Source organism: Halothece sp. PCC 7418, assembly GCF_000317635.1.
Classification (GTDB): domain Bacteria; phylum Cyanobacteriota; class Cyanobacteriia; order Cyanobacteriales; family Rubidibacteraceae; genus Halothece.
On sequence record NC_019779.1, the window covers coordinates 512,150 to 535,199 of the forward strand.

General features: G+C 44.1%; 17 protein-coding genes and 1 tRNA gene. 11 read left to right on the forward strand and 7 right to left on the reverse strand.

The window, feature by feature from the left end:
• Positions 1-19: 19 nt before the first annotated feature.
• Entirely contained in the window at positions 20-1,699 is a 1,680-nt protein-coding gene (locus tag PCC7418_RS02330; RefSeq protein WP_015224566.1) for a TrkA family potassium uptake protein, read from the reverse strand.
• Between the two features lie 537 nt (positions 1,700-2,236).
• Between PCC7418_RS02330 and PCC7418_RS02335 the strand changes: the two genes are divergently transcribed.
• The 3 genes from PCC7418_RS02335 (at position 2,237) to PCC7418_RS02345 (ending at position 3,562) form a co-directional block, all read left to right on the forward strand.
• A complete protein-coding gene (locus PCC7418_RS02335) occupies positions 2,237-2,731 on the forward strand; it encodes an RNA-binding protein (RefSeq protein ID WP_015224568.1) in 495 nt (164 codons plus the stop codon).
• Between the two features lie 190 nt (positions 2,732-2,921).
• Positions 2,922-3,266, forward strand: coding sequence for a type II toxin-antitoxin system RelE/ParE family toxin (locus tag PCC7418_RS02340; protein WP_015224569.1), 345 nt, complete (start codon positions 2,922-2,924; stop codon positions 3,264-3,266).
• Complete coding sequence (locus tag PCC7418_RS02345; RefSeq protein ID WP_015224570.1) at positions 3,263-3,562, forward strand: helix-turn-helix domain-containing protein; 300 nt, start codon at positions 3,263-3,265, stop codon at positions 3,560-3,562. Before PCC7418_RS02340 ends, PCC7418_RS02345 begins: the two co-directional genes overlap by 4 nt.
• A 135-nt stretch (positions 3,563-3,697) precedes the next feature.
• Here the strand turns inward: PCC7418_RS02345 and PCC7418_RS02350 are convergent, their stop codons facing one another.
• Positions 3,698-5,368 carry a mechanosensitive ion channel family protein gene (locus PCC7418_RS02350; protein ID WP_015224571.1) on the reverse strand — a complete coding sequence of 557 codons (1,671 nt, stop codon included), beginning with the start codon at positions 5,366-5,368 and terminating at the stop codon, positions 3,698-3,700.
• 98 nt (positions 5,369-5,466) lie between these two features.
• The gene (locus PCC7418_RS02355) at positions 5,467-6,573 is read right to left on the reverse strand and encodes an AI-2E family transporter (RefSeq protein WP_015224572.1); all 1,107 of its coding nucleotides are present in this window, start codon (positions 6,571-6,573) and stop codon (positions 5,467-5,469) included.
• 76 nt (positions 6,574-6,649) lie between these two features.
• Here PCC7418_RS02355 and rnc point away from each other — a divergent pair, with 76 nt between their 5' ends.
• Complete coding sequence (gene rnc, locus PCC7418_RS02360; protein WP_015224573.1) at positions 6,650-7,336, forward strand: ribonuclease III; 687 nt, start codon at positions 6,650-6,652, stop codon at positions 7,334-7,336.
• A gap of 116 nt (positions 7,337-7,452) precedes the next feature.
• Here rnc and PCC7418_RS02365 read toward each other — a convergent pair whose 3' ends face one another.
• Both PCC7418_RS02365 and PCC7418_RS19655 read right to left on the reverse strand, forming a co-directional pair.
• Complete coding sequence (locus tag PCC7418_RS02365) at positions 7,453-8,913, reverse strand: hemolysin family protein (RefSeq protein WP_015224574.1); 1,461 nt, start codon at positions 8,911-8,913, stop codon at positions 7,453-7,455.
• 383 nt (positions 8,914-9,296) lie between these two features.
• Positions 9,297-9,629, reverse strand: coding sequence for a hypothetical protein (locus tag PCC7418_RS19655; RefSeq protein WP_150107018.1), 333 nt, complete (start codon positions 9,627-9,629; stop codon positions 9,297-9,299).
• 48 nt (positions 9,630-9,677) lie between these two features.
• On the opposite strand from PCC7418_RS19655, the gene PCC7418_RS02375 reads away from it, so the two are divergent.
• Positions 9,678-9,750 (forward strand) — tRNA-Ile (locus tag PCC7418_RS02375).
• Between the two features lie 41 nt (positions 9,751-9,791).
• Here the strand turns inward: PCC7418_RS02375 and PCC7418_RS19225 are convergent.
• Both PCC7418_RS19225 and PCC7418_RS02385 read right to left on the reverse strand, forming a co-directional pair.
• Positions 9,792-10,223 (reverse strand): hypothetical protein, encoded by a 432-nt coding sequence (locus PCC7418_RS19225; RefSeq protein ID WP_015224575.1) that lies wholly within the window; start codon positions 10,221-10,223, stop codon positions 9,792-9,794.
• A gap of 65 nt (positions 10,224-10,288) precedes the next feature.
• A complete protein-coding gene (locus tag PCC7418_RS02385; RefSeq protein ID WP_015224576.1) occupies positions 10,289-11,650 on the reverse strand; it encodes a response regulator in 1,362 nt (453 codons plus the stop codon).
• A gap of 488 nt (positions 11,651-12,138) precedes the next feature.
• Here PCC7418_RS02385 and PCC7418_RS20045 point away from each other — a divergent pair, with 488 nt between their 5' ends.
• From PCC7418_RS20045 to rpsB, 6 genes are all read left to right on the forward strand, one after another.
• Positions 12,139-13,008, forward strand: a complete 870-nt coding sequence (locus PCC7418_RS20045) for a chemotaxis protein CheW (protein ID WP_015224577.1) — start codon at positions 12,139-12,141, stop codon at positions 13,006-13,008.
• A gap of 29 nt (positions 13,009-13,037) precedes the next feature.
• Positions 13,038-17,711, forward strand: a complete 4,674-nt coding sequence (locus PCC7418_RS02395; RefSeq protein ID WP_015224578.1) for a GAF domain-containing protein — start codon at positions 13,038-13,040, stop codon at positions 17,709-17,711.
• A gap of 238 nt (positions 17,712-17,949) precedes the next feature.
• A complete protein-coding gene (locus PCC7418_RS02400; protein WP_015224579.1) occupies positions 17,950-18,315 on the forward strand; it encodes a four helix bundle protein in 366 nt (121 codons plus the stop codon).
• A gap of 124 nt (positions 18,316-18,439) precedes the next feature.
• Entirely contained in the window at positions 18,440-21,520 is a 3,081-nt protein-coding gene (locus tag PCC7418_RS02405; RefSeq protein ID WP_015224580.1) for a hybrid sensor histidine kinase/response regulator, read from the forward strand.
• A 47-nt stretch (positions 21,521-21,567) separates the two neighbouring features.
• Positions 21,568-22,083, forward strand: coding sequence for a chemotaxis protein CheW (locus PCC7418_RS02410; RefSeq protein ID WP_015224581.1), 516 nt, complete (start codon positions 21,568-21,570; stop codon positions 22,081-22,083).
• Positions 22,084-22,222: 139 nt separating this feature from the next.
• A complete protein-coding gene (rpsB, locus tag PCC7418_RS02415) occupies positions 22,223-23,047 on the forward strand; it encodes a 30S ribosomal protein S2 (protein WP_015224582.1) in 825 nt (274 codons plus the stop codon).
• Positions 23,048-23,050: the final 3 nt, after the last annotated feature.

The window sequence follows — 23,050 nt, forward strand, 5'->3', positions numbered from 1 at the left end:
CTCCCTGCTCTCACTTGTGTTAGCTGGCATGATAAAACAAAGATAAATTTAATTCAGTTGCTGGGATGGTTAGATACAAAATATCACCTGCGGTTAAATAGGTGTTCAGCAGTTGCCAACCATGGCGAGTTTTTTTCCCAGTTTCTAAATAGAGGGGAACAAAGTTTGCTTCCATCGCGCTATCTCTAACTAACTGATGACAAAAGGGATGCTGTGGGGTAATGCGGGTCGAGAGACAAACCCACAACAAATCCCCATGTAGCCCATTCCCCAGAATTTTACCGCCCAAAGCAGCAGCAGCAAAGGCAGGGGTAGAAATATCCGTGGGACAGAGGACGTTTTGAAACTGAAAGACTTCTTGCACCGAATCGGTTAAGTCTGGGTTTTGATTGCGGACAATCACGGGAACATTGCCTTGTAAAGCCTTTGCTGTCAGCGCAATTTCAACATTCACCATATCATCACTGGTGACGGCAAAAATCGCTTCTGCTTTGCGTAAGTTGGCAGCTTCGAGGGTCGCTTCTAAATTGGCATCTTCTAAAATGAGAGGCACGCCCAACGATCGCGCAGTGTGGAGAAATCGATTTTCGCGATCGCGCTCGATGACAATCACATCATGATTATGTTGGTGCAGATATTCCATGATCCGCATTCCAATTCCCCCTAAGCCACAAATAATATAATGACCGTGCGTTGGAAGACGCGCCACATCCCAAAACTCCTTAAAGCGACTCCCCAGAACAAAATCGTTAATGAGAGCATAGCAAATGCCAATCACCCCCGCCCCCACAATCATCATGAAAGCGGTGAAAATTTTAATGAGATTATGTGCATCCTCAGCAACTTGTTCTTGTCCGCCTGCGCCTGTAATCATGCCCACAGAAAAGTAAAGCGCATCGACAATCGAGGTGTTTAAGTTGGTGGAAACATAAGTCGCCGTAGCGATAAAAATGGTAACGAGTAAACTTAAGGTTACGACAGCAACGGGACGGGCGTGGTGATGAAATAAAGGCAAACGGGTGATGGTTTTAATCAATCGCCTCAAGCGTTGACGAGAGGTTTTGCTGATCTCGGGTTGAATGCCAATCATCACGCGATCGCCCATTTTTAAGCGTTTTCCTGCAATAATCGCTGCAACTAAATTATCATCTCCATGGCGAGGTAAATAGTGAATCAACATCTGTTTGCGATTTTCCCAGAGTTCATTCAGGGGCGAGCCTAACCAAGGATGATCGGCATGAATAATTTCTTCGCGAATCGGCCAAGTTTGATGATAAAGTTCAAGTTGTCCGATGGCTTGATTCCCCATGGCAGCAAAGGCGAAAATGGGAGCAGCCAGTGAGGAAACGCTGAGACTAAAATGATTGGGAAGCATTTGATCCAACCGTTGCCCTAAACTGTGGTTATACAAGCGGTTGACAATGCGAACTTCAGGATTGAGTAAACGGGCTTGGGTGAGAATGGCAAGATTGACGGCATCATCATTTCCAGCGAGAACAAGACTTTGTGCGGATTCGATGCCCGCTTTGGTTAACGTCGTGCGCGATCGCGCATCACCGACAATAATATCTTGCTGATACTCCGATTCTGGCAAAGGATAATCACTCACCCCCGCCACAGCAACCCCTTGCTTTTGCAACAGCACAAAAATCTTGTAGCCCGTACGCCCTAAGCCACAAATAATAATCCTTGGCTTCATTCTCACCTCCTCTCCCGCCTCTTAGTTGCCAAATCCAGATTGATACGCTAGAATAGATAGTCGGGCTTGTTTTTGGATTTGCACCTGTTTTTTCCATCAGAGTAACTGCTTTCTAGTTACACTGGTTGTCCTACCCACAACCGAAATTGATTTTCGAGGGTAGCAAAAATAGCAAATTCATGATAGCTTAAGAAAGAGTGTAAAAAAATTGTAATAATTTTGAGTACAGTTACTGCTAAATTTAGACTGAATTCCGCGTGCGCGGTTTGCGTTATTCCCATCGTCAAGGTAACACGCGCGAAAAAAGGAATTGAGGAACTTTAATCAATTGGCAAGCTGAGTTGGAATTGATGATTCAAGAAAAAACACGATTCATGGAACAAAGCAGGTTAGACATTAATTTATTGCAGACAAAGTTCCTTAGTTTGAAGTCAAAGATTACGCCTTCCTATACGGAAGGCGCCTACTTTGACCGTTGATGAATAGTAACTGTATTAAAAAGTTTTTGACTAGTTAAATAATAGTGAGGTATTTCTTATGTCTGTACGTCTTTACGTGGGCAATTTACCAAAAGATACAGTAGAAAGACAAGAACTGCAAGAAGTTTTTGGCGAGGCGGATGAGTCTTTATCCATTAAAGTGATTAAAGACCGCAAAACTGGAAACTGTCGTGGGTTTGCTTTTGTCACTGTTCCTAATGATGAAAAAGCAGAAGAAATTATTGAAAAATATAATGGTCAGACCTTCCGAGAAAATGCTTTAAAGATTGAAAAAGCACAGCCTCGGAATAAAAACAAAGGTGATGAAAATGCAGCAGAAGGGGGAGAAAAAGAGGGATCAGAAGCCCGTGAATCTTCTCGTCCGACCAAGCAGAAAAACAAAGAAGGTGGATCAAAACGACGGGGGAAAGGGAATAAAAAATCCAAACAACCGGCAACGACCAGCAGTGGTAACACCTCTAACCAACCAGATCCCCGTTGGGCTGATGAACTGGCAAAACTTAAAGAAATGCTCAGTGCAGTTGAGAAATAACTCTCGTTGTTATTTGTTCTTTGGAAAAATTTAGTAACGAATTAGGAATCAATAACCAAAGTGATGTTATACCACTTTTAAAAAAGAAAGACGACCTTGTAGGGTGGGCATTGCCCACCCTACTTTTTTCATGATTAATTAGGGCTTGGAGGAAATTGCTACTTGTTGTCAAATCTGAAAGTATAATAATATGGCACGAAAAACTAGACCAATTTCGTGGATTAAAGCTGCTCGGAAAGACTTTGAGGCTTTTCCTGCTGATGTACAATTGGAAGCAAAGCGAGCCCTAACAGTAATTGCAGATGGTGTAACCCCTGATATTGCCAAGCCCTTAAAAGGTTTAGGTTCTGGTATCTCAGAGCTTGTTTTGAGAAATAGAGGCGATGCTTACCGTGTTGTCTATGCCTTACAACTTGATACAGATATCTGGATTATTCATGCTTTTCAAAAAAAATCGAAGCGAGGGATTCAAACACCGAAAGAAGAAATTGATTTAGTTCGTCAAAGATTAAAGCGTTTGAAGGAGCAACTATGACACAAGATGATCTGGACTTGGTTCGAGGTAGTGGTAATATTTTTCGTGACTTTGGCGATCAAAATGCTGATCTAGAACAATTAAGATGTTTACTAGCTGCGGAAATTATTAAAGTTCTTGATGAACAAGCACTAACTGTTCGGGAAGCAAGCCAGAGAAGTGGCTTTGCTGCAGCAGATTTCTCTAGAGTCCGTCAGGTAAATTTAGGTCGATTCACCGTTGATCATTTAATGTTGATGCTGGAACGGTTGGATCAGAAAGTGGAAGTAAGTGTTAAAGTGAAGCAACAAACTTGATTGATATCTCTTTGTTCTTTGGAAAATTTAGTAACGAATTAGGAATCAATAATCAAAGTGATGTTATACCACTTTTAAAAAAGAAAGACGACCTTGTAGGGTGGGCAGTGCCCACCCTACTTTTTTCATGATCAATTATGAAGACTTACCATTAGGAGACTGATTGTCTAACCATCCCGAAAGATGCGTGGAAAGTTGAGATAAGGATTGAGTGAGTTCGGGGGTTAATTCCACAGGTAAATTGCCACTGCGAACATGAAGATCGCGCTGGGGAAAAGGAATTTCTATCCCGCGTTCGGTAAAGAGTTTATAAATTAAAAAGTAGAGATCGCTTTTAATTTGAAATTGTTTGCGCGGTTCAGAAATCCAAGCAAGTAAATCAAAATCGAGAGAACTATCGCCAAAGCCGAGAAAAAACACATTGGGTGGCGGAATCGATAAGACATCTGTGTGATCATGAGCAGCATCAAGGAGCGTTTGGCGAACTAGTTCGACATTTGAGCCGTAAGCAACACCCGCTCGAATGCGGAGTCGAGAAACTGGGCTGCGGTGACTCCAATTGACCACTTCTGATTCTAAAAAACGAGAGTTCGGGAGAATAACGGAAACGCGATCGAGCGTGGTAATTTCAGTACTGCGGACACTAATATGTTCTACTGTTCCCACTAAATCTCCTACTTCTACAAAGTCTCCCGCTTGAATGGGGCGTTCAAAAATTAAGACTAAACCACTGACAAATTCTTTGGCAATTCCTTGAATCCCTAAACCGATTCCAACCCCTAAAACCCCTGCAAAAACAGTGAGCGAACTAATATCTAATCCCCAGATTTGCAGCAGCACCAACGCCCCAATTAAAACCAAGCTATAGTTGGCGACGAGAGCAATGGTTTCTTGTGCAGCCCGACTTAACCCCGTTAAACTCAACACTCGCAGTCGTAGGACTTGTTTAATACTCCGCGCCCCAATAAATAGGGCTGTAAATAAGGCAATGAGGATAATTAAATCGAGAACTGAGTAGGCATTATTCCCCAAGGGAAATAAATCAGAGGTGAGACTATAAACGAGGGTATCCCGCAGTTGACGGCTGAGGTGTCGCGTTTGGGGAAATAAGGTGCTAATATAGCCCAACGCAATCAGTATGATGATGCTGCGTAAAAAGTTGAGAAAGACTTGAAAGGCAATAAAACGAGTATTAGTGCTGGAAAACGGTTGAGTATGAGACTCAGCAGGTGTCTCTGATTCTCTCAGATAAGGATTAATCCAGCGTTCACAAATTAAGCCAATTGCCCAAATCAGTAAGCCCGCAATGATAATAATGAGGATTGAGGCTAATGTCATTGGCACGAGATAACTTGCTGTCCTTTCCCGTTTTGCTTGCGCGATCGCGCTTTCAAGTTGCTGTTTCCAGATTCGGGCTTGTTCGTCTAAACTCCGTCCTTGGGGTTTGTCTTCGGGTGTCACTGAAAGTAAGTGATTACCATTGATCTTTAAGACGGGTATGGTTTGACCATTATCCACCGTCACGTTAATAGTGACCTCTTCCTCTTCCTGTAAGGGTGAAATATTTTCACGAATAATCCGATTCAGAGTTCGATTCGCATCTTCAGCACGCTCTTTAGCCGTAAATTGACCCGAAGCGGTCACTTCAAAAACCACTTTCCCATCCACCAAAATGGGAGCAGAATAATTATTTTGCGCTGCTACGGGTAGGACAAATAAAGAAAAACTGAGAATAAACGTACAGATGCTCAGGAGAGCAGTTTTCACTCTTATGAGGTGCATTCTTAATTTTTGTTCATTGTTCATTGTTCATTGTTCTTTGATGACCGTCCAAAGAACGAATAACATCCACCAACTCACTGTGTCCCTCGACAAACTACAGAGAGCGAGACCAGAAAGAGTCACTAACGAGATTTGACGGTTAAAGAAGGATTAGACGGGGAACGACTTTGGCTTTGGGCGAGGGCTTTCGGCTTCAAATACAAATTTTCAATTAATGTTGCTGCACCTGCCACCCAAGGGGGAACAATCAATGCCCCTAAAATTCCCAACACTTGCGCTCCGCCAATAACAGCGAGGAGTTGATACAAGGGATGGAGACGCACGGTATTGCCAACTAATAGCGGGTCTAAAACATAAGTTTCTAGATTTTGAATCACCACAAACAACAATAACACCCATAATACCGTCCATCCCCCTTGGGCTGTAGCAACAATCAGGGCGGGAATTGAACCGAGCACGGGACCGAAAAAGGGAATTAAATTTGTAATCCCCGCGATCGCGCCTAAACCTAAAGCAAATTCCGAAATGCCAAGGATTCTTAAACTAATGCTAATTACAACCCCTAAAATCCCAGAGACTAAAACTCGCCCTTGAATATAACCTCCCATTCGTTGGGCGACGGGATGAACTTGTGCTTCTAAGCGCACATCCCAAGGAGATGGAAATAAACTGATCATCCCCTGAATTAAACGTCGCGATCCAGATAACATATAGCCCGATAAGACAACGGACAAAATAACACTGACTAAACCGCCAATAATGCCTCGGGTTACGCCATAGGAACGCACCAGCAACTGCTGACTAGAGCGAATCAGCCAACTGGTGAGGGCTTTGGTATCAAAGAGGCGATTAATCGGATCGAGACTTTCAGGATCAGTGACTCCAAAGCGGAGGGCTAAATCTTGCGCGATCAAACGAAGGCTATCAAGATAGCTGGGAAGTTTGCGGGTTAAGCGTTCAATCTGTTCCACCACAGTCGGACCAATCAAAACGCCAGCACCACTTAATCCGCCGATTAACAGTAAGTAAACCAGAATGACCGCTAAAAAGCGAGGCAGTCTCAGTCTTTCTGCAACATCAATTGCGGGGGCGAGGGCGGAAGCAAGGACAACAGAAATCATTAAGACAATGATCAGGCTTTGTAATTGCCACAATAAAACCCCCAGAAAAAATAGGGTTCCCGCCAAGATTAAAGTAGAATTCGAGATGACAACACGCTGCTCAGACATTGCACAAGTTACCGATAGGACTTTGCATTATAGTTTATCTTGATTGTTAGGCTTCTGAATTCAGGATGAAATAACAATGTCACCGCAACTACCACAGTTTAAGGATATTCAGCTTTGGGAAACTGCTTGCACTCATCGCTCCTACTTTAACGAACATCCAGAAGTGCAAGAAGATAATGAACGCTTGGAGTTTTTAGGAGATGCGGTTTTAGGCTTTTTGGTGGGGAAGTTACTTTATCAAAAATATCCCCAGATGCGAGAAGGAGAATTGAGTCGGCTCCGATCGCGCTTAGTGAATAATGAACATCAGTTAGCGGAATTTGCGTTGAGTTTAAATCTTGACCAACATCTGCGGTTGGGAAAAGGGGCGGAAAAAGAAGGCACTCGCCAAAATCCAGATGTGTTGAGTGATACGTTAGAAGCGGTGATTGGGGCGTATTTTTTAGATGCGGGAATCGAAGCAGTGGAACAATTTATTGAACCTTTATTCAGCGCGATCGCGGAACAAGTGACAGCCACCTCTGAGTTAGATCAAAATTACAAAGGGCAATTACAAGAATGGGCATTAGCTTACTGTGGTCTGATTCCCCGTTATTCTATTCGTCAAGAAACAGGCGCAGATCACGCTAAAGAATTTACAGTAGAAGTTCGTATTGGTAGCGAAGTCTATGGGGTGGGAGTGGGAGAAAGCAAGAAAACCGCAGAAAAAAGAGCAGCCAAAGCAGCTTTAGAAGCACAAAATGCAGCAGGTGGGAAAAATTAAAATGATCCAGCGCGATCGGTGTTCAGCAAAAATTGATCAATATGTTAAGCCAAGAAACAGCCCCAACCAATCTGACGGAAGAACAAAACTTCCCTTCATCACCGTAGAAGACTGGATCAAAAGTTTTGTTCTTCGTTGCTATCTTCTGGTTCTGAGAAACTCTCTTCTATGGGATCTGGGGTCGGTTCGTGACGGTGAATCCGAATTTGGTATAAGCGGGGACCATCAGCAGCAACAACCGTGAAGTCTAAGTTGTCGTAGGAAAGGGTTTCGCCCTGAGTGGGAATTTTCTGAAATTGATAGAGTAAAAACCCGCCAATGGTTTGATACTCATCCGTAATTGGTAACTCTAAGTCCAATAACTCATTAACTTCTTCGAGATTCATTTGCGCTTGGACGAGAAAGGTCTGTTCGTCCAACATTTGCAAAGCGGTTTCTTCTTCCCCAGCACCGCTACTGCTTAACTCACTGTCATCCCCAATAATTTCATCAATTAAATCCTTTAAAGTCACTAAACCCGCAGTTCCGCCAAATTCATCGACAATCATCACCATTTCTAAGCGAGAACGGCGCATGGTTCCAAGGAGTTCTCCTAATGAGGTAAATTCTGGGACAAAGCGCACGGGTCGTATCCAAGGACTAATCAGGGTCTCTGAGGTGAGGCGACCTTTGGCGAGAGGAACAGCTAATTCTTTGAAGTCAATCATCCCGATAATATCGTCTAAAGAATCGCCAGTAACGGGGTAGCGGGAGTGTCCACTACTGACTACTTCCTGGAGGACTCCTCCAAAAGTGGCATCTCGGGGAATAGAGGTGATTTTGGTTCGAGGAACCATGATTTCTTCCACCACCACTTCACTGAATTCAAAGACGTTGTTCAGTAGTTCTCGTTCTTCTGCTTCTAGTCCAATGGATTCTCGTTCCGTGGCGATAATGAGTTTCAGTTCTTCGGAGGTGACTCGGTTATACCAACTGTGGGGGCTATATTCTAAACCGACGAAGTGTAAGAGGGTTTCGGTGGAACGGTTTAAGACCCAAATGAAGGGATGGAACAGTCGGGAAATAACCAGGCTGGTGGGGGCAAACAAGCGAGCCACTTGTTCTGCATGATGAAGAGCGATGGATTTGGGAGAAAGTTCCCCTAAAATAATTTGCAGGTAGGCAATGAGGAAAAAAGCAACAGGAATCGCCACAGAATGCGCGATCGCGCTCTGCCATTCTGGAGAGACTGGAAGTTGGGTTAAGCCACTAGCCACCACCACCGCCATCGTACTTTCTCCAATCCAGCCCAAAGCCAGACTGGAAAGGGTAATTCCCAGTTGGGTGGTGGATAAAAGCCGATCTAAACGCCGTTGTAGGCTTTGCACCGCTTTTGCAGCATGATCGCCCGTTTCGACCAGTTGACTGATGCGCGATCGACGCACCGAAACCATCGAAAATTCTGCTGCTACAAAAAACGCATTAATTGCAATTAATAAAAAAACAGATAAAAGTCGCACCAGCAAATCTTGCACCGTTAGATTTGTCTCCGTTGCGACGAGCGTAAACAATAGAGAACTCAAAGCCGTGCCATCCATGTTGAGATTTGGGGTTTTTTACAGCGATTCAGTCATTCATCCATCCGTTTGAAACGGATGGACGGGGCTTACAAGCGTCGTCACCCTCGTTCCGACGACAGCCCCTCATGAATGACAAGGGAGGACTTTAGTCCTCTGTGTCTGCTAGAATAGAGCAAGCCCAAAGATGGTGAAAAACCCGTCAGGCTTATTAAAAAAAGTAGAGATACAGCTAGACTTTTGTTTAGCCAAGGTCTTTAGGGCATATTGAACGTGCCATCCTCACCTTCGCTCCGGCTTCGGGAGACTCCTTTCTAACACTCGATTTGTGATTTTAATCCATTGAGTTGTTTCGATTGGAATCCACGCGATTTTAATCCGTGGAGAGTTCAAAGGAAAGCCTTTTAAGGAGACTCAATAAAACTATCCTCATCATTGGAGGATTGGGAGGAGGCTTTTTGTCCATCTAAGGGGGTGGCTTGATCCGAGTTGCGATTCATGACCCCATTCACTTCTTGTAAAATGTCTGCTTCAGAGACAATGACAGCTTGTTTTCCCGAAGATTCATTATTTTCTCCTCTCAACTGATTTTGAGATGGTTTCACCTCGGGCTGGGACACTTCTTTCAAGGCTTCATAGCCAAGAGTATAGCCTTTCAAACCGCTAACAAGACCACTGCCAATGGTCACCAAAACAAAAATTAAAATAAAGGCTAAGGTGGAATTAAATTTGATCATTCGGAAAGTTACCGCAGATGTTAAATTATAATTAAGCGTTTCGTTTAACCAGGGTTGGCCGAGCGGTTGAGGCAGCGAACTCATAATTCGCCTTAGGCAGGTTCAACTCCTGCACCCTGGATTTTGGGACTTGTGACTACCCGAGAGCACATCGATGTCAGTTTATTCATCTAAGCTGCGATAGTCTGAAGATCCTAATGAGGTGGTGTAGGGATTTGCTAAATCTCTTGTCCGAATCGCGTCTCCACCCGCCTGTTGTTGTAGATAGTCTTTATAAATGGTGTCGAGTAACTGAGTATCCCGTACCAGTTCGTTTTCTGGGAAAGAAGAAAGCCCATTGCCTTTAACGCCACCAATCCCAAAGATCAATTGGAATTGTTCGCTAATTGAGCGATTGGTGAAAAAGTTACCCGACTCATAAGTAATGGCTTTGACGAAGAAATCGCCAAGATTATTGTAAGTAATGGCAGCACTGTGATCAGAGTGATTATGATCGGATCTAGTGGAGTTAGGATTGGCAAGAACACTAGATCCGAAGCTGGTCAAGATGAAACTGATGGCGGTTGCGACGATCAGGCGCGATCGAGAAATCATGATCAATTACCCTGCTAATTTTTGGCTTAATTTTAACAGATGCGGTGTCATCAAACTTGAGAAAATTATTTTGCTGAAGCCGATTGTGTGTACTGCAATGCTAAGGTTAGAACTTCGGAACGATCAATTGGTTTCGAGATAAAGTTGTTTGCACCGACAACCTTAGCTCGCATCCGATCCACAATCCCATCATTCCCAGTCACAATGACCACAGGAACATCTTTCAACACAGAAATTTTCCGAATTTGGCTACAGAGTTCGTAACCGTTGACATTGGGCATCATTAAGTCTAGAAAAATTAACTGCGGTTGTTTTTCCAGTAAAATCGTAATTGCCTGTACCGAGTCGCCGATGCCAATAAAGTCGTAGCCCCCTTTTGTGACCACATTATTCATTATATTACGACTTTGCTCACTATCGTCCACAAAAGCAACAAGAGGACGTTGAGATTTGACCCTCTTTTTCTGACTGGGAATTGGAGATGAAGTTGTTGCCGATTGATCTTCAGCACGCCGTTGTAATTGTTGTTTTTTAACGGTTTTTTCCTGGGGGGCGGGTGGTAAATCAGCGATCGCTGCTAAGGTAATCAGATCTTGGCGAATGTAAGGTTGCAGCGATCGCGCCAGTTTCAGAGGACTCATTTTCATCACCACCGATAAATCTCGTAACGTCCGATCACCCGTCACCAGTTTGACTAAATTCCCATAAACTTTTTCTGAAGTTTGAGCAGCCAATTCCTTTAAATTGAGAAGCTGCGGGGCTTGATTGGGAGAAACATGAGTTAACCCCATTTCTCGCCACTGCACCCAACTTTCCTGAGCTTTGTCCAAACAGGCTTGCGTTTCGACCCCCCAACTAGGAGGGACAACCATTTCTTGAGAAGGACGAACCCCTGCTTTCCAAGTTCGAGTAAAGACTTGTTTGCCACAGTGGTTCGGTTCATCAGGATAGGCTTCCTTGCTGGTACACAGGGCAATTCCCTGATGATTGAGATCAAACAGAATCTCAGTAATCATCCCCACCATAACTTTTCTCACTTGTTCCGAACTCAAAATTTTACGTTTGTGCAGGGCTAATAACAAATGGAAATCCCAACACTCATAATGATCTCCTTCTCGCAAATGTCCTTCTGAATAATGTCCTTTTAAACCATCCTGCTCACAAACATGAGCCAACTGTCTGCGCCAGCGACGACGGGGATGTTCTCCCCCACTTGCCCACAGCAATCGACCCATCCCAAAATAAAGTTGCCATTGCTGTCTGTCTGGGGTTTTTAGGGTCAGACGACCCGTAAATTGTTGTTGACTAGAAGATACAATTTCTTCTAGGAGTTCCTCTAACTCTAAAAAAGTTTTCTCTGCGATTTCTGAGTTTTTGTCCACAGTCTTTTGTTGCTGTTGCCCATTTAATTGATCTTTTGTCATCATGGCTTAATTTTTACCTCCCTTGCTACTTTTGAGATCACAGACGTGAAGGATATTCTTTGCTTTCTCCTTTCCCATCAGGTCGAGTTTTTCTTGATGATTTCTTTTCCTAGTGGAGATAACATTAACGTTTCTTTTTTTTCTCAACCACCTTGAACAAAGAACAAAAATTTAGAATGTACTTCCTGAGAGTAAAAACCGCTATACTTAGTTGGATTTACTTATTTTTGTAACCCTCAATCTGTTATAATTTGTCATTTTTATGAGTCTGAATGCGTTCTGACTGCATCGGTTGTTTTGTTGTTTAGTAAACTAATAATATTTTTATCCATAATAAGGATAAGAAAATTGTAATTGCAAAGTAAAGTCTTTTTAATAAAAATTTAATAATAATTATGAGAACTTGGGTAAGTTTACTGCTGTCCTTTAATGATTAAATAAGTTAAATTAGGGACTAGATTGCCTGTATTTTAAACGCAAAACCACCGTTCATGACTCAGTCTCAGTCGATTCGTCAACGAGATACAATTACTCTCGCCAAACAAGGAGAACCCGAACTACTAGAAACCTTCCTCAACTACAAGCTGAAACCGAAAGGAATCTCAGCACGAGTGAGAAAAAAACAACGTCATCTTTTAGTGCTCTTGGAAGGCATAGAAGTTTGTCCCAACGAAGAGCAGATGATGAAACTGCTTCGACAAATTGCAAGCAAACTAGATCCCAAAAAAGTCGAAAAAATTCGGGTTTGTGGTCAGCAAAAAGGAGATGATATTCCCAACTGGCTGCAGATTATTGAAACTGGAGAATCGACAGCAGCACAAGGTGATCTAAAAGGGTGGCTAGATTCTGTAAAAATCACTCCCTCTTTATTATCTCAAACCGAAGGAGACCCCAATTCTGACGCACAAACAGGACAACGATTTTTGCGGTTTCATTTGGGAGCAGAAGATACAGCACTGCTTGCAGTTAATGCCGTGAAAGAAGTCCTCAGTGTTTCGGGAGAAAAGATATTGCCAGTTCCTGATGTTGCTTCTAGTGTGTTAGGGCTTCATAACTGGCGGGGTGAGATGTTATGGGTGGTTGACTTAAATGACTTACTGGGCTTTTCCGCCCTCTGGGAAATTGAAAATATAGCAGCTAACATTAATGTCATTGTTCTCCAAGTGGAACAACAAGAAATTGGAATTGCAGTTCGTCAAGTGGAGACCATTGAGCAACATGACTGGCAGAAACTTCAACCTCCAGAAGGACTGTTTCCCCCACACATCTTGTCTTATGCACAAGGATATTTAACCGAAGCCAGTAGCATTATTTTAGATGCGACGGCGCTGGTCAAAGCATTTAACCAAAACGGAAGATAAATCATAATCACAAGTCAATTTGAGGGATAATGTACACAGAAGAAACTCAATCTAACACTCCAGAAGTTGTCAATCCTAACGCTTCTAATCCTGAGCAAGAGCGGAATTTTGATGTTGGGTCGGATCTCAAGCACTTTCAGAGCAGTTTACAAAGTCTGAAGCAAGAACTGTCGAGAGTCAGGGGCTTAGAGCGAACAGAAATCTTGAATAAACTGCAACAAATTGAAAGCATTGGTCATCATTTTGAAGAATGGATCAATGAACCCAGTATTGGTAATGGGAATGGGGGAAACGGGTCAAAAACTTATTCTTCCGCCCAACGGGAACAAATTTTGGAACTGGCGCAACAAATTCAAGAGTGCCAAGAGTTACAAACGCTGTTGAATTTAGTTTGTCAGGAAACTTTGAAGATTAGCCAAGCCCAACGGTGTTTTGTCTATCAATTTGATGGGGAAGAACAAGGGAAAGTCCTTGCTGAGCGTGTCGAACGAGGTTGGACTCCTGCCAAAGGGGAAACCCTTCCTGCGACAATGTTTGGTCGCGATGAAGCTCAGGAATATTTGCAAAGCGCGATCGCTGCGATTAATGGGACTGATCGCGCCACCCCTTACCAACAACAACTGCTCGATCGCTATCAAGTGCAAAGTAGTCTCGCCCTCACACTACGCATTGACGGTAAACCCTGGGGCTTGCTGGTGGTTCACAGTTGCCAAAGCGCACAACCTTGGTCAGAAGACACCATCAATGTTCTTTATCAAATTAGTACCGAACTTGCCCTGAAACTAGCCAGTTTTGACTATCAAGAACAGGTAAAACAAGAGAAAAATCGGGAACAAACCAAAGTTGCGCTTATTTCTCGCATTCGCCAATCTCAAGACTTAGACAGTATCTTTGAAGTGGCTACTCAAGAGATTCGTCGCGCCCTACGCTGCGATCGCGTGGGAATTTATCGGTTTAATGAAGACTGGAGTGGCGGGTTTGTCGCCGAAGCTGTCACCACAGGCTGGACACCCGTGATTAACTCCGATGATCCCGCAGGGGATGTTAAAAACGACTGTAGCTTGCGGATGTTAGGGGGAGAAAGACGCGCCCGAGAAAGTGAAGACACTTATCTCCGCGATACCCAAGGCGGAGGTTATACCCAAGGGAAAAAATATAGCGTCGTCAACGACATCTATGAAATGGGCTTTCCCCGTTGCTATCTCAACCAGTTAGAAAAATACGAATGTCGCGCCTATATCAACGTTCCCATTTTCCAAGGGGAAAAACTGTGGGGCTTAATGGCTGCGTATCAAAATAGCGGACCCCGCCAGTGGACAGAAGAAGAAAAAGACTTGATGGTGGAAGTGGCTGATCCCCTCGGTGTTGCCCTCAATCAAGCCGAATATATCGAAGAACTGCAAAAACAAACCCAACGAGAAGCAGCGCAAGCTCAACAAGAAAAAACCAAAGCCAATATCATCTCTCGGATTCGGCAAACTCAAGACTTGGATCAAATTTTCCAAGTGACCACTCAAGATCTGCGGAAAGTCGTCAACGCCGATCGCGCAGTTGTTTATCAATTTAATGAAGATTGGAGTGGACAAGTCGTTGCTGAATCAGTGACAGGCGGTTGGGTTTCCCTGCTCGTAGAACAAACCAATGACGAAGTTTTAAGCAGCGATCGCACCAGCAATGACCGTTGCACCCTCCGTAAATGGTCCAGTGGCGATATTACAGACCGTGATACCTACTTACAAGAAAATCAAGGCGGAAAATACAAAGACGGCAAACGCTACACCGCCATTAACGACATTTATGAAGCCAACTTCCCCGCCTGTTACATTCAATCTCTGGAAAAATATCAAGCCCGTGCTTACATCATTGTTCCCATCTTCCAAGGGGATAATATTTGGGGCTTACTCGGAATCTACCAAAACGATGGCCCCCGCCTTTGGCAAGAAACCGAAATTGATCTCTTAGTGCAAGTCGGGGATCAACTCGCCGTTGCCCTCCAACAAGCGGAATTTGTCGAGCAACTGAAACAGAAAAACGAACAACTCGCCCAAGGGGTAGAACGGGAAAAAACCACCTCGAAAATTGTGGATCGCATTCGTCGCACCCAAGAAGTGAACGCCGTTTTCGAGAATACCACCCAAGAGATGCTGAACATCTTAAAAGCCGAACGGGTGGCGTTGTATAAGTTTTATGAGGATTGGAGCGGTGAATTTGTTGCCGAATCCGTTGCTTCGGGTTGGAAACGCCTCGTGGGAACAGATGAAGCCAGAGTGAAAGACACTTACCTCAAAGACAATGAAGGGGGACGTTACGCCCTAGGGCAGAATCATGTTGTCCCTGATATCTACAAAGAAGGCTTTGACCCCTGTCATGTGGAACTGTTAGAAACCTTCCAATGTCGCGCTTATATTCTAGTTCCCGTATTCCAAGATGATGTCTTGTGGGGCATTTTGGGCGTTTATCAAAATGGTGCGCCTCGCCAATGGCAAGACAGTGAAGTGCAACTGACCCGACAAGTGGCGACTCAGTTTGGGGTTGCTCTCAAACAAGCGCAATATCTTGAACAAATTCGGAAACAATCAGAAGAACTTGCAGAAGCAGCAGAGCGGGAACAAGCAGCATCCAAGATTGTAGATCGGATTCGTCGCACTCAAGAAGTCAAAGCCGTTTTTGATAACACCACCCAAGAAGTTCTTAATGTTCTCAAAGCCGAGCGGGTGGCGTTGTATAAGTTTTATGAAGATTGGAGCGGGGAATTTGTTGCAGAATCCGTTGCTGCGGGTTGGAAACGCCTCGTGGGAACGGATGAAGCCAGAGTAAAAGACACTTACCTCAAAGATAATGAGGGGGGACGGTACGCTTTGGGTCAAAGCCATGTTGTGCCTGATATTTATGAAGAAGGCTTTGATCCCTGCCATGTTGAACTCTTAGAAACCTTCCAATGTCGCGCTTATATTCTTGCTCCTGTTTTCCAAGACGATAAAATCTGGGGTATTTTAGGCGTTTATCAAAATAGTGCGCCTCGCCAATGGCAACAAAGTGAAGTGCAACTGACCCGACAAGTGGCGACTCAGTTTGGGGTGGCTCTCAAACAAGCACAATACTTAGAACAAATTCGCTTACAAACCGAAGAACTTGCCGAATCTGCGGAACGAGAGCAAGCCGTCTCGAAGGTGGTTGATAAAATTCGTCGCTCTCAAGATGTGAAAACCATTTTTGATACCACAACTCAAGAAGTGCGCTTGTTACTGAAAGCAGACCGCGTGGGACTCTATCAGTTTGGAGACGACTGGAGTGGGGAGTTTGTCGCTGAATCTGTGGCTACGGGTTGGCAGCCCTTAGTGGGAACTGAAAGCGCAAAAGTTAAAGATACCTACTTACAGGAAAATAAAGGCGGTCGTTACGCCCGAGGCGATAGTCATGTCGTTCCCGATATCTATCAAGAAGGGTTTGATTCCTGTCATTTAGAACTGCTAGAAACCTTCCAGTGTCGCGCTTATATTCTCGTTCCCATTTTCCAAGATGATGTCTTGTGGGGCATTTTGGGCGTTTATCAAAATGGGGAAGCCCGCCAATGGCAAGAACAAGAAGTGAAACTATTACGACAAATTGGGGTACAGTTAGGGATTGCCTTAAAACAGGCTGAGTTTTTAGCCCAAATTCGCGAACAGTCAGAACAGTTAGCACAAGCAGCAGAACGGGAACGGAAGGCAAAAGAGCTCTTACAACGACGGGCAATTGAACTCTTAACCGCAGTTCGTCCCGCTTTAGATGGAAACTTAACCGTCCGTGCGCCCGTTACTGATGATGAGTTAGGAACGATCGCGGATGCTTATAACAATACTCTCAAAGGCTTGCGTCAAATTGTCGTGCAAGTCCAAGAAGCGGTGGAAAAAGTGGGACAAACCTCCACCGAGAGTGATGAAGCCATTAATCAACTTTCGGAACGAGCAACTCAGCAGTCTCAAGCACTGACAGGAGCTTTAGACCAAGTGGAATCCATGACTCATGCAACGCAAGATGTTGCTAACAATGCCCAAGCCATTAATGAAGCGGTACAGAAATCCAATCAAACCGTGTCTTCTGGGGATGCTGCCATGAATCGGACTGTCGATGGGATTCAAGGGATTCGCGATGCGGTCTCGGAAACCAGTCGCAATATTCGTCAACTTGGGGAATCCTCCCAGAAAATTTCTCGCGTGGTTAACCTGATTAGCGACTTCTCGAAACAAACCCAGTTACTCTCCCTTAATGCGTCCATTGAGGCGACTCGCGCTGGTGAATACGGTCGTGGGTTTGCCGTGGTTGCGGATGAAGTGCGGTCTCTCGCCCGTCAGTCTGCGGATGCAACGAAAGAGATTGAAGACTTAGTGGCGGAAATTCGCAATCAAACCAGTGAAGCGATTAAAGTAACTGAACGCGCCATTGCTCAGGTTAGTGCAGGAACAAACCTGGTGCAAGAAGCCAAAGAAGAGTTAAACGCGATCGCTGCTGCAACTGGAGAAATCAGTAAACTGGTGGCAGGCATTACCGAAGCCAGTCAAGGACAACTGCAACAGTCGCAATCGGTAACCCAAACCATGCAAGAAGTAGCGGAAATTGCCAACGCGACATCCGAACAATCCAACGCCCTCTCTGCTTCCTTCAAAGAAGCCCTAGATACCGCTCAACAACTGCAAGCTGCGGTTGATAAGTTCACGATCTAGAGCAGTAACCAATTAGCAATGAACAATTACCATGATCGGTTTTTGTTCATTGTTATTTGTTCTTATAGCACTTCCCAATCTCATGAGGTACATTCTAAATTTTGGTTCTTTGTTCTTCGTTCTTTGTTATTTGTTGGTTGTTAATCAATGAACCACGAACCATGAACCATGAACATCCACCGACTCGCTTTGTACCTCAACCAACTAGGAAACGCTATGGTTCTTTGGAAATCAGAAAATGGGAAGTTTTGAAGACCTACAAATTTATCAGATCGCTGAAAAACTAGCGAATAAGATATGGTTGATTGTTTCTAAATGGGATTACTTTGCGAAAGACACCATTGGCAAGCAATTAGTGAGATCTGTAGATAGTATTGGGGCAAATATCGCTGAAGGTAATGGGCGTTACAACCATAAAGACAAGGAACGTTTTATTAAAATTGCTAGAGGATCTTTGTATGAAACACGACACTGGTTAAGACTTGCTTTTGCTCGTAATCTTTTAGCTAGGGAAGATATTGATAAAATTAAGCCATTAGTAGAAGAATTATCTCCTAAACTTAATGCTTATCTTAATTCGATAAAAAAACAACAGAATATATAGCAATTCTAAGACTGGTGAGATACATGATTAATTTTTGTTCCTCAACAGACTAAAGAAACGCTAGAACCAAGAACCAAGAACCAAGAACCAAGAACCACGAACCAAGAACCAAGAACCAAGAACGATGACTACCGATGAAGAAATCCGCCAACAGAGTTACGAACTCTTTCGTAATGAAGCCCCCGATCTCCTCGAACAGGTAGAAACGGGAATCTATAATATTCAAGAAGATCACAGCCGACCCACCGTTCACGGCTTAATGCGGGCAACTCACACCCTCAAAGGGGCTGCTGCTAATGTGGGACGGGATACCATTAAACAAATTTCTCATCATCTGGAAGATGTGTTTGGCGCACTCCTTTCTCCCAATGCTGTCTTTGATAGTGAAGTGCAAACTCTTCTGCTTGATATTTACGAATGCTTGCGAGTCGCCTATAACAACGAAATACAAGGAAATAATACAAGTGATGAGCAAAACCTGAAACGGGCGGAAGGAATTTTTGCTCAACTGCAAGATAAACTGGGGGATTGCTTTGATGAAGAACCCGCAGTGCTCTCTTCTTCTGAACTCGGGTTTGATATGACCCAATCGGTGTTTCAAGTCGGGGTCAAACAACGCATTGAACAGATTGAATCCACTTTAAATGAAACAACAGACTCACAGGAGATTGCAGAAGCGGTAAGCACTCAGATGGAAGTGTTTGTGGGCTTAGCCGAATCTTTGGGGTTAGAAGGATTTAAAGAGATTGCTCAAACGGGTCTTAAAGCCCTTCAACAGCATCCACAAGCAGCAGGTGATATTACTCAAGAGATTTTGAATAATCTTCATGAAGCCAGAGAACAGGTTTTAAATGGAGAGCGCGATCGCGGGGGAGAACCCTCAGAAATCCTCAAAGGCTTTGCTGAAGACACCTTCACCGAAACCACAGCCACCCGCGAAGACGATTCTCTCTCTCTTGAAGATACATTTGGTACTTTTGACACTAACGAGGAAGAAGATCCCTTCGCCTCATTTGCAGCAGCCTCGACATCAGAAACCGAGGTCGAACCACAACCAACTCCCGAACCAACCGCCCCACCCCAATCTCAACTTGTCCCCACTTCCGAAGAAAAACCAAAAACAGAAACCAGTCACGATCCAGAGCTAGAATCTTCTCAATTCCATCAACAAGCCAGTACCCCTCGCAATCGAGTCAGCATTCGGGTTGATTTAGAACAAGTGGAAAACCTCAATCATCTCGTTGGGGAACTTTCCATTAACCAAAACCTTTTATCACTGCGGGATGAACAATATCAATCCGCATTACAAAAACTGGGCGGTTGGCTCTCTCAACATCGACGCACCCTATTCCAACTCCGAGATAAACTTCCTGCTGAATATGCCAACAGCGACTTTGCTCAGTTCTTATACGCTTCTCTAGAAGAAAATAGCCAACTGGAACAAGCCCTGGATGATGTGAATCATCTTGCGAGATCAAATGCCACTTCAGTGGAACGAGAACAACGCCTCTCTCGTCAGCTTCGAGATGCCCTAGAAGGGGTACGAATGCTACCCATTGAGAAAGTTCTAAATCGGTTTCCGCCCATGGTGAGAAAACTCAGTCAATCTTATAACAAGGCAGTGGAACTGAAACAGAGTGGCGTACAAGTTTTAGTGGATAAAGCGATTACCGAAAATCTCTATGATGCCTTACTCCATATTGTTCGCAATGCTTTTGACCATGGTATTGAATCCCCCCAAGAACGACAACAACAAGGCAAACCAAGCACAGGACAAATTTTCATTCGTGCCTATAACCAAGGAAACCGCACCATTGTTGAGGTAAGAGACGATGGACGCGGGTTAGATGTGGAAAAAATCTGTCAACGGGCGTTAGAAAAAAATCTGATTACAACGAGCCAAGTGCAAGCAATTCGCAAATCTCCCCATCCCGAAGACCAACTGCTGCGGGTGCTTTGTGAGCCTGGTTTTTCCACTGTTGCTAACGCCACAGATCTCTCAGGGCGAGGGATTGGTTTAGATGTGGTTTATTCCCAAATGCAGAAAATTAACGGGTCTGTCACCGTTGAAAGTGAAGTTGGCGTGGGAACAACCTTTTATCTGCAAATCCGAGGCGCGTTAATGAACGCTCGTTTGTTAGTGTGTAAAGCGGGAAATGGAATGTATAGCTTTATTGCCGATGAAGTGGAACAAGTGCTGATTCCAGAGGAAGATCAAGTTAAATGGTTAGGTAGTCGCAAAGTCTTGCAATGGCGATCGCGCAAAGAAGAAAACCCGATCAGTATTCCCATTTATGGCTTAACCAACCTCTTAAACTATCAGCGCAATGCCAACTATCTTCTGCAAACCCAGACTAAGTCCGATATCGAACTCCAGCAAGAAACGACACTTCTAACAGCAGAAGAAGGCGTAACACCGCTTTTACTCATCCGCACTCCAGACGGGCTCGTCGCCTTAGAGATTGATACCATTCTCGAAGAACAAGAGTTAGTCTTAAAACCCTTCTCTATGACCGTACCACCGCCCAGTTATGCCTATGGCTGTACCATTCTTCCTGACGGTCAACTGAGTCTTGTTGTTGATGGTGCAGCCCTCCTCAACCATAGCCAAGCCCATCTCAGTAGCAGCAGTTCCCTTCTTCCCCAACGAAACCCCCAACAACCCCCAAGTCTTCCCAGTCAAAAACAAGCAGCCCTCGCTCATCAACGGCTCACCGAAGACTATACCAATCCCTATAGTGTTCATCAGACCCAAGAAGAAGATCTCAAAAGCATCCATGATGATCACTCTTCCCCGACCACTAGCAGTAAAACTCCTCTTCCCATTGATAAAGAACAATTCCGAACCTTGCTTGTGATTGATGACTCCATTACCGAGCGACAAACCCTGTCCATGATTATGCAAAAAGCAGGACATCACGTCATACAAGCCAAAGACGGTCAAGATGCCCTCGACCAATTACAACAAGGGGCAAAAGTCGATTTGATTGTCTGTGACTTAGAAATGCCTCGGATGAACGGTTTAGAATTTATTGGGGCGACCCGCCAAAATCCTGAACTTTCGCAAATTCCCGTAATTGTACTGACCTCGCGCACCCGTGATAAATACCAACGCATTGCCATGGAATTAGGCGCGTCTGATTATTTAACGAAGCCCTATTTAGACCAAGACTTACTCGGCGCAGTCGGTAAAAATCTAGAATAAATCGTGTCACTGCCAATGAGATCCCAAATCACCAAGAACCAATTAAAATGAATAATTTATCGACTCTCTCTCATAATTTTAATTTCTCTTCTTCTGATCTCAATGAGGAAAATCAAGAACTGCTCAGAGTGATTGTCTTTCCTCTGGGAGATTACTTTTTTGCCTTACCCATTAATGCCGTTTTACAAGTCATTGAAAGCCCTCCTGAACTCACTCAGCACTTTGAAGGATTTGGCTTAGTGATGTTAGAAAAACAAAGCATTACTTTGTTAAACTTACATCGCCATTTGCGCTATAAAACTGAAGCAGATCCGCAACAAACTGCTGATTTTTTAATTCTGACCCAAAGCCGTCAGGGAGAATTTTGTGGCATTCCAATTTATAGTTTACCGAATATGATGGAATTGCCTTACGATGAAATTCAACCTTTACCCACCGTCTATCGTCAAACCAATCTTTATGGCATTGCTCGTTTTGTCACTTTTGTCAAGTTTGAAGAACAAGAAAAAAAAGAAGGGATTTATCTGTTAGATGTGGATGAAGCCCTTCGGTTTCTGAGTTAAGGTCGCTGGTCAAGAAAAAAAATGCTATCCTAGTAGGGCTAAAAATTGAATTCAATTCGCACATCTAGGGCTTCGGGTGTTTCCGAATTGGAAATTCCCCCTAGGTGGAGGATAAACCCGAATAGGAGAAGCAAAAGTTATGTCCGTTATTACCCTCCGAGAATTACTCGAATCTGGTGTTCACTTTGGACACCAAACCCGTCGTTGGCATCCTGCAATGCGCCCTTATATCTACACCGCACGGAATGGGGTGCATATCATTGACTTGGTGCAAACAGCACAACTCATGGAAGAAGCCTACAGCTACCTCCAAGATGCGTCCGCGAAAGGACAAAAAGTGTTGTTTGTGGGAACGAAACGCCAAGCAGCAGGGATTATTGCTCAAGAAGCCAGTCGCTGTGGTGCATTTTATGTGAACCAACGCTGGTTAGGGGGAATGCTGACTAACTGGGAAACCATTAAAACCCGTGTGGAACGCTTGAAAGAGTTAGAGCGTCTGAAAGAAAGCGGGGCAATGGCGCGTCGTCCCAAAAAAGAAGCAGCCGTATTAGGACGGGAACTGGAAAAACTGCAAAAATATCTTGGTGGCATTAAAATGATGCGTCGCCTTCCCGATATCGTGGTCATTGTGGATCAACGTCGGGAACATAACGCCATCATGGAATGTCAGAAACTCGGTATTCCCATTATTTCTATGTTGGATACCAACTGTGACCCAGCATTAGCCGATCTTCCCATTCCCGCTAATGATGATGCGATTCGTTCGGTTAAACTAATTGTTGGCAAACTCGCCAATGCTATCTATGAGGGTCGTCATGGCGAACTCGATATGGAAACTGAAGCCGAGTATGATGAATTTGACGAAGGCATTGACACTTACCAAGAAGAAGATGACGAGGAAGAAGAAATGACCTCTGAAGCGGATTCGGAAATGGCTGCTGTGGGGGAGAGTGAAGAAGAATAATCT

Coding starts and splice junctions, on each gene's coding strand:
- PCC7418_RS02330 (WP_015224566.1), bottom strand. CDS start 1,699: ATGAAGCCAAGGATTATTATTTGTGGCTTAGGGCGTACGGGCTACAAG.
- PCC7418_RS02335 (WP_015224568.1), top strand. CDS start 2,237: ATGTCTGTACGTCTTTACGTGGGCAATTTACCAAAAGATACAGTAGAA.
- PCC7418_RS02340 (WP_015224569.1), top strand. CDS start 2,922: ATGGCACGAAAAACTAGACCAATTTCGTGGATTAAAGCTGCTCGGAAA.
- PCC7418_RS02345 (WP_015224570.1), top strand. CDS start 3,263: ATGACACAAGATGATCTGGACTTGGTTCGAGGTAGTGGTAATATTTTT.
- PCC7418_RS02350 (WP_015224571.1), bottom strand. CDS start 5,368: ATGAACAATGAACAAAAATTAAGAATGCACCTCATAAGAGTGAAAACT.
- PCC7418_RS02355 (WP_015224572.1), bottom strand. CDS start 6,573: ATGTCTGAGCAGCGTGTTGTCATCTCGAATTCTACTTTAATCTTGGCG.
- rnc (WP_015224573.1), top strand. CDS start 6,650: ATGTCACCGCAACTACCACAGTTTAAGGATATTCAGCTTTGGGAAACT.
- PCC7418_RS02365 (WP_015224574.1), bottom strand. CDS start 8,913: ATGGATGGCACGGCTTTGAGTTCTCTATTGTTTACGCTCGTCGCAACG.
- PCC7418_RS19655 (WP_150107018.1), bottom strand. CDS start 9,629: ATGATCAAATTTAATTCCACCTTAGCCTTTATTTTAATTTTTGTTTTG.
- PCC7418_RS19225 (WP_015224575.1), bottom strand. CDS start 10,223: ATGATTTCTCGATCGCGCCTGATCGTCGCAACCGCCATCAGTTTCATC.
- PCC7418_RS02385 (WP_015224576.1), bottom strand. CDS start 11,650: ATGATGACAAAAGATCAATTAAATGGGCAACAGCAACAAAAGACTGTG.
- PCC7418_RS20045 (WP_015224577.1), top strand. CDS start 12,139: ATGACTCAGTCTCAGTCGATTCGTCAACGAGATACAATTACTCTCGCC.
- PCC7418_RS02395 (WP_015224578.1), top strand. CDS start 13,038: ATGTACACAGAAGAAACTCAATCTAACACTCCAGAAGTTGTCAATCCT.
- PCC7418_RS02400 (WP_015224579.1), top strand. CDS start 17,950: ATGGGAAGTTTTGAAGACCTACAAATTTATCAGATCGCTGAAAAACTA.
- PCC7418_RS02405 (WP_015224580.1), top strand. CDS start 18,440: ATGACTACCGATGAAGAAATCCGCCAACAGAGTTACGAACTCTTTCGT.
- PCC7418_RS02410 (WP_015224581.1), top strand. CDS start 21,568: ATGAATAATTTATCGACTCTCTCTCATAATTTTAATTTCTCTTCTTCT.
- rpsB (WP_015224582.1), top strand. CDS start 22,223: ATGTCCGTTATTACCCTCCGAGAATTACTCGAATCTGGTGTTCACTTT.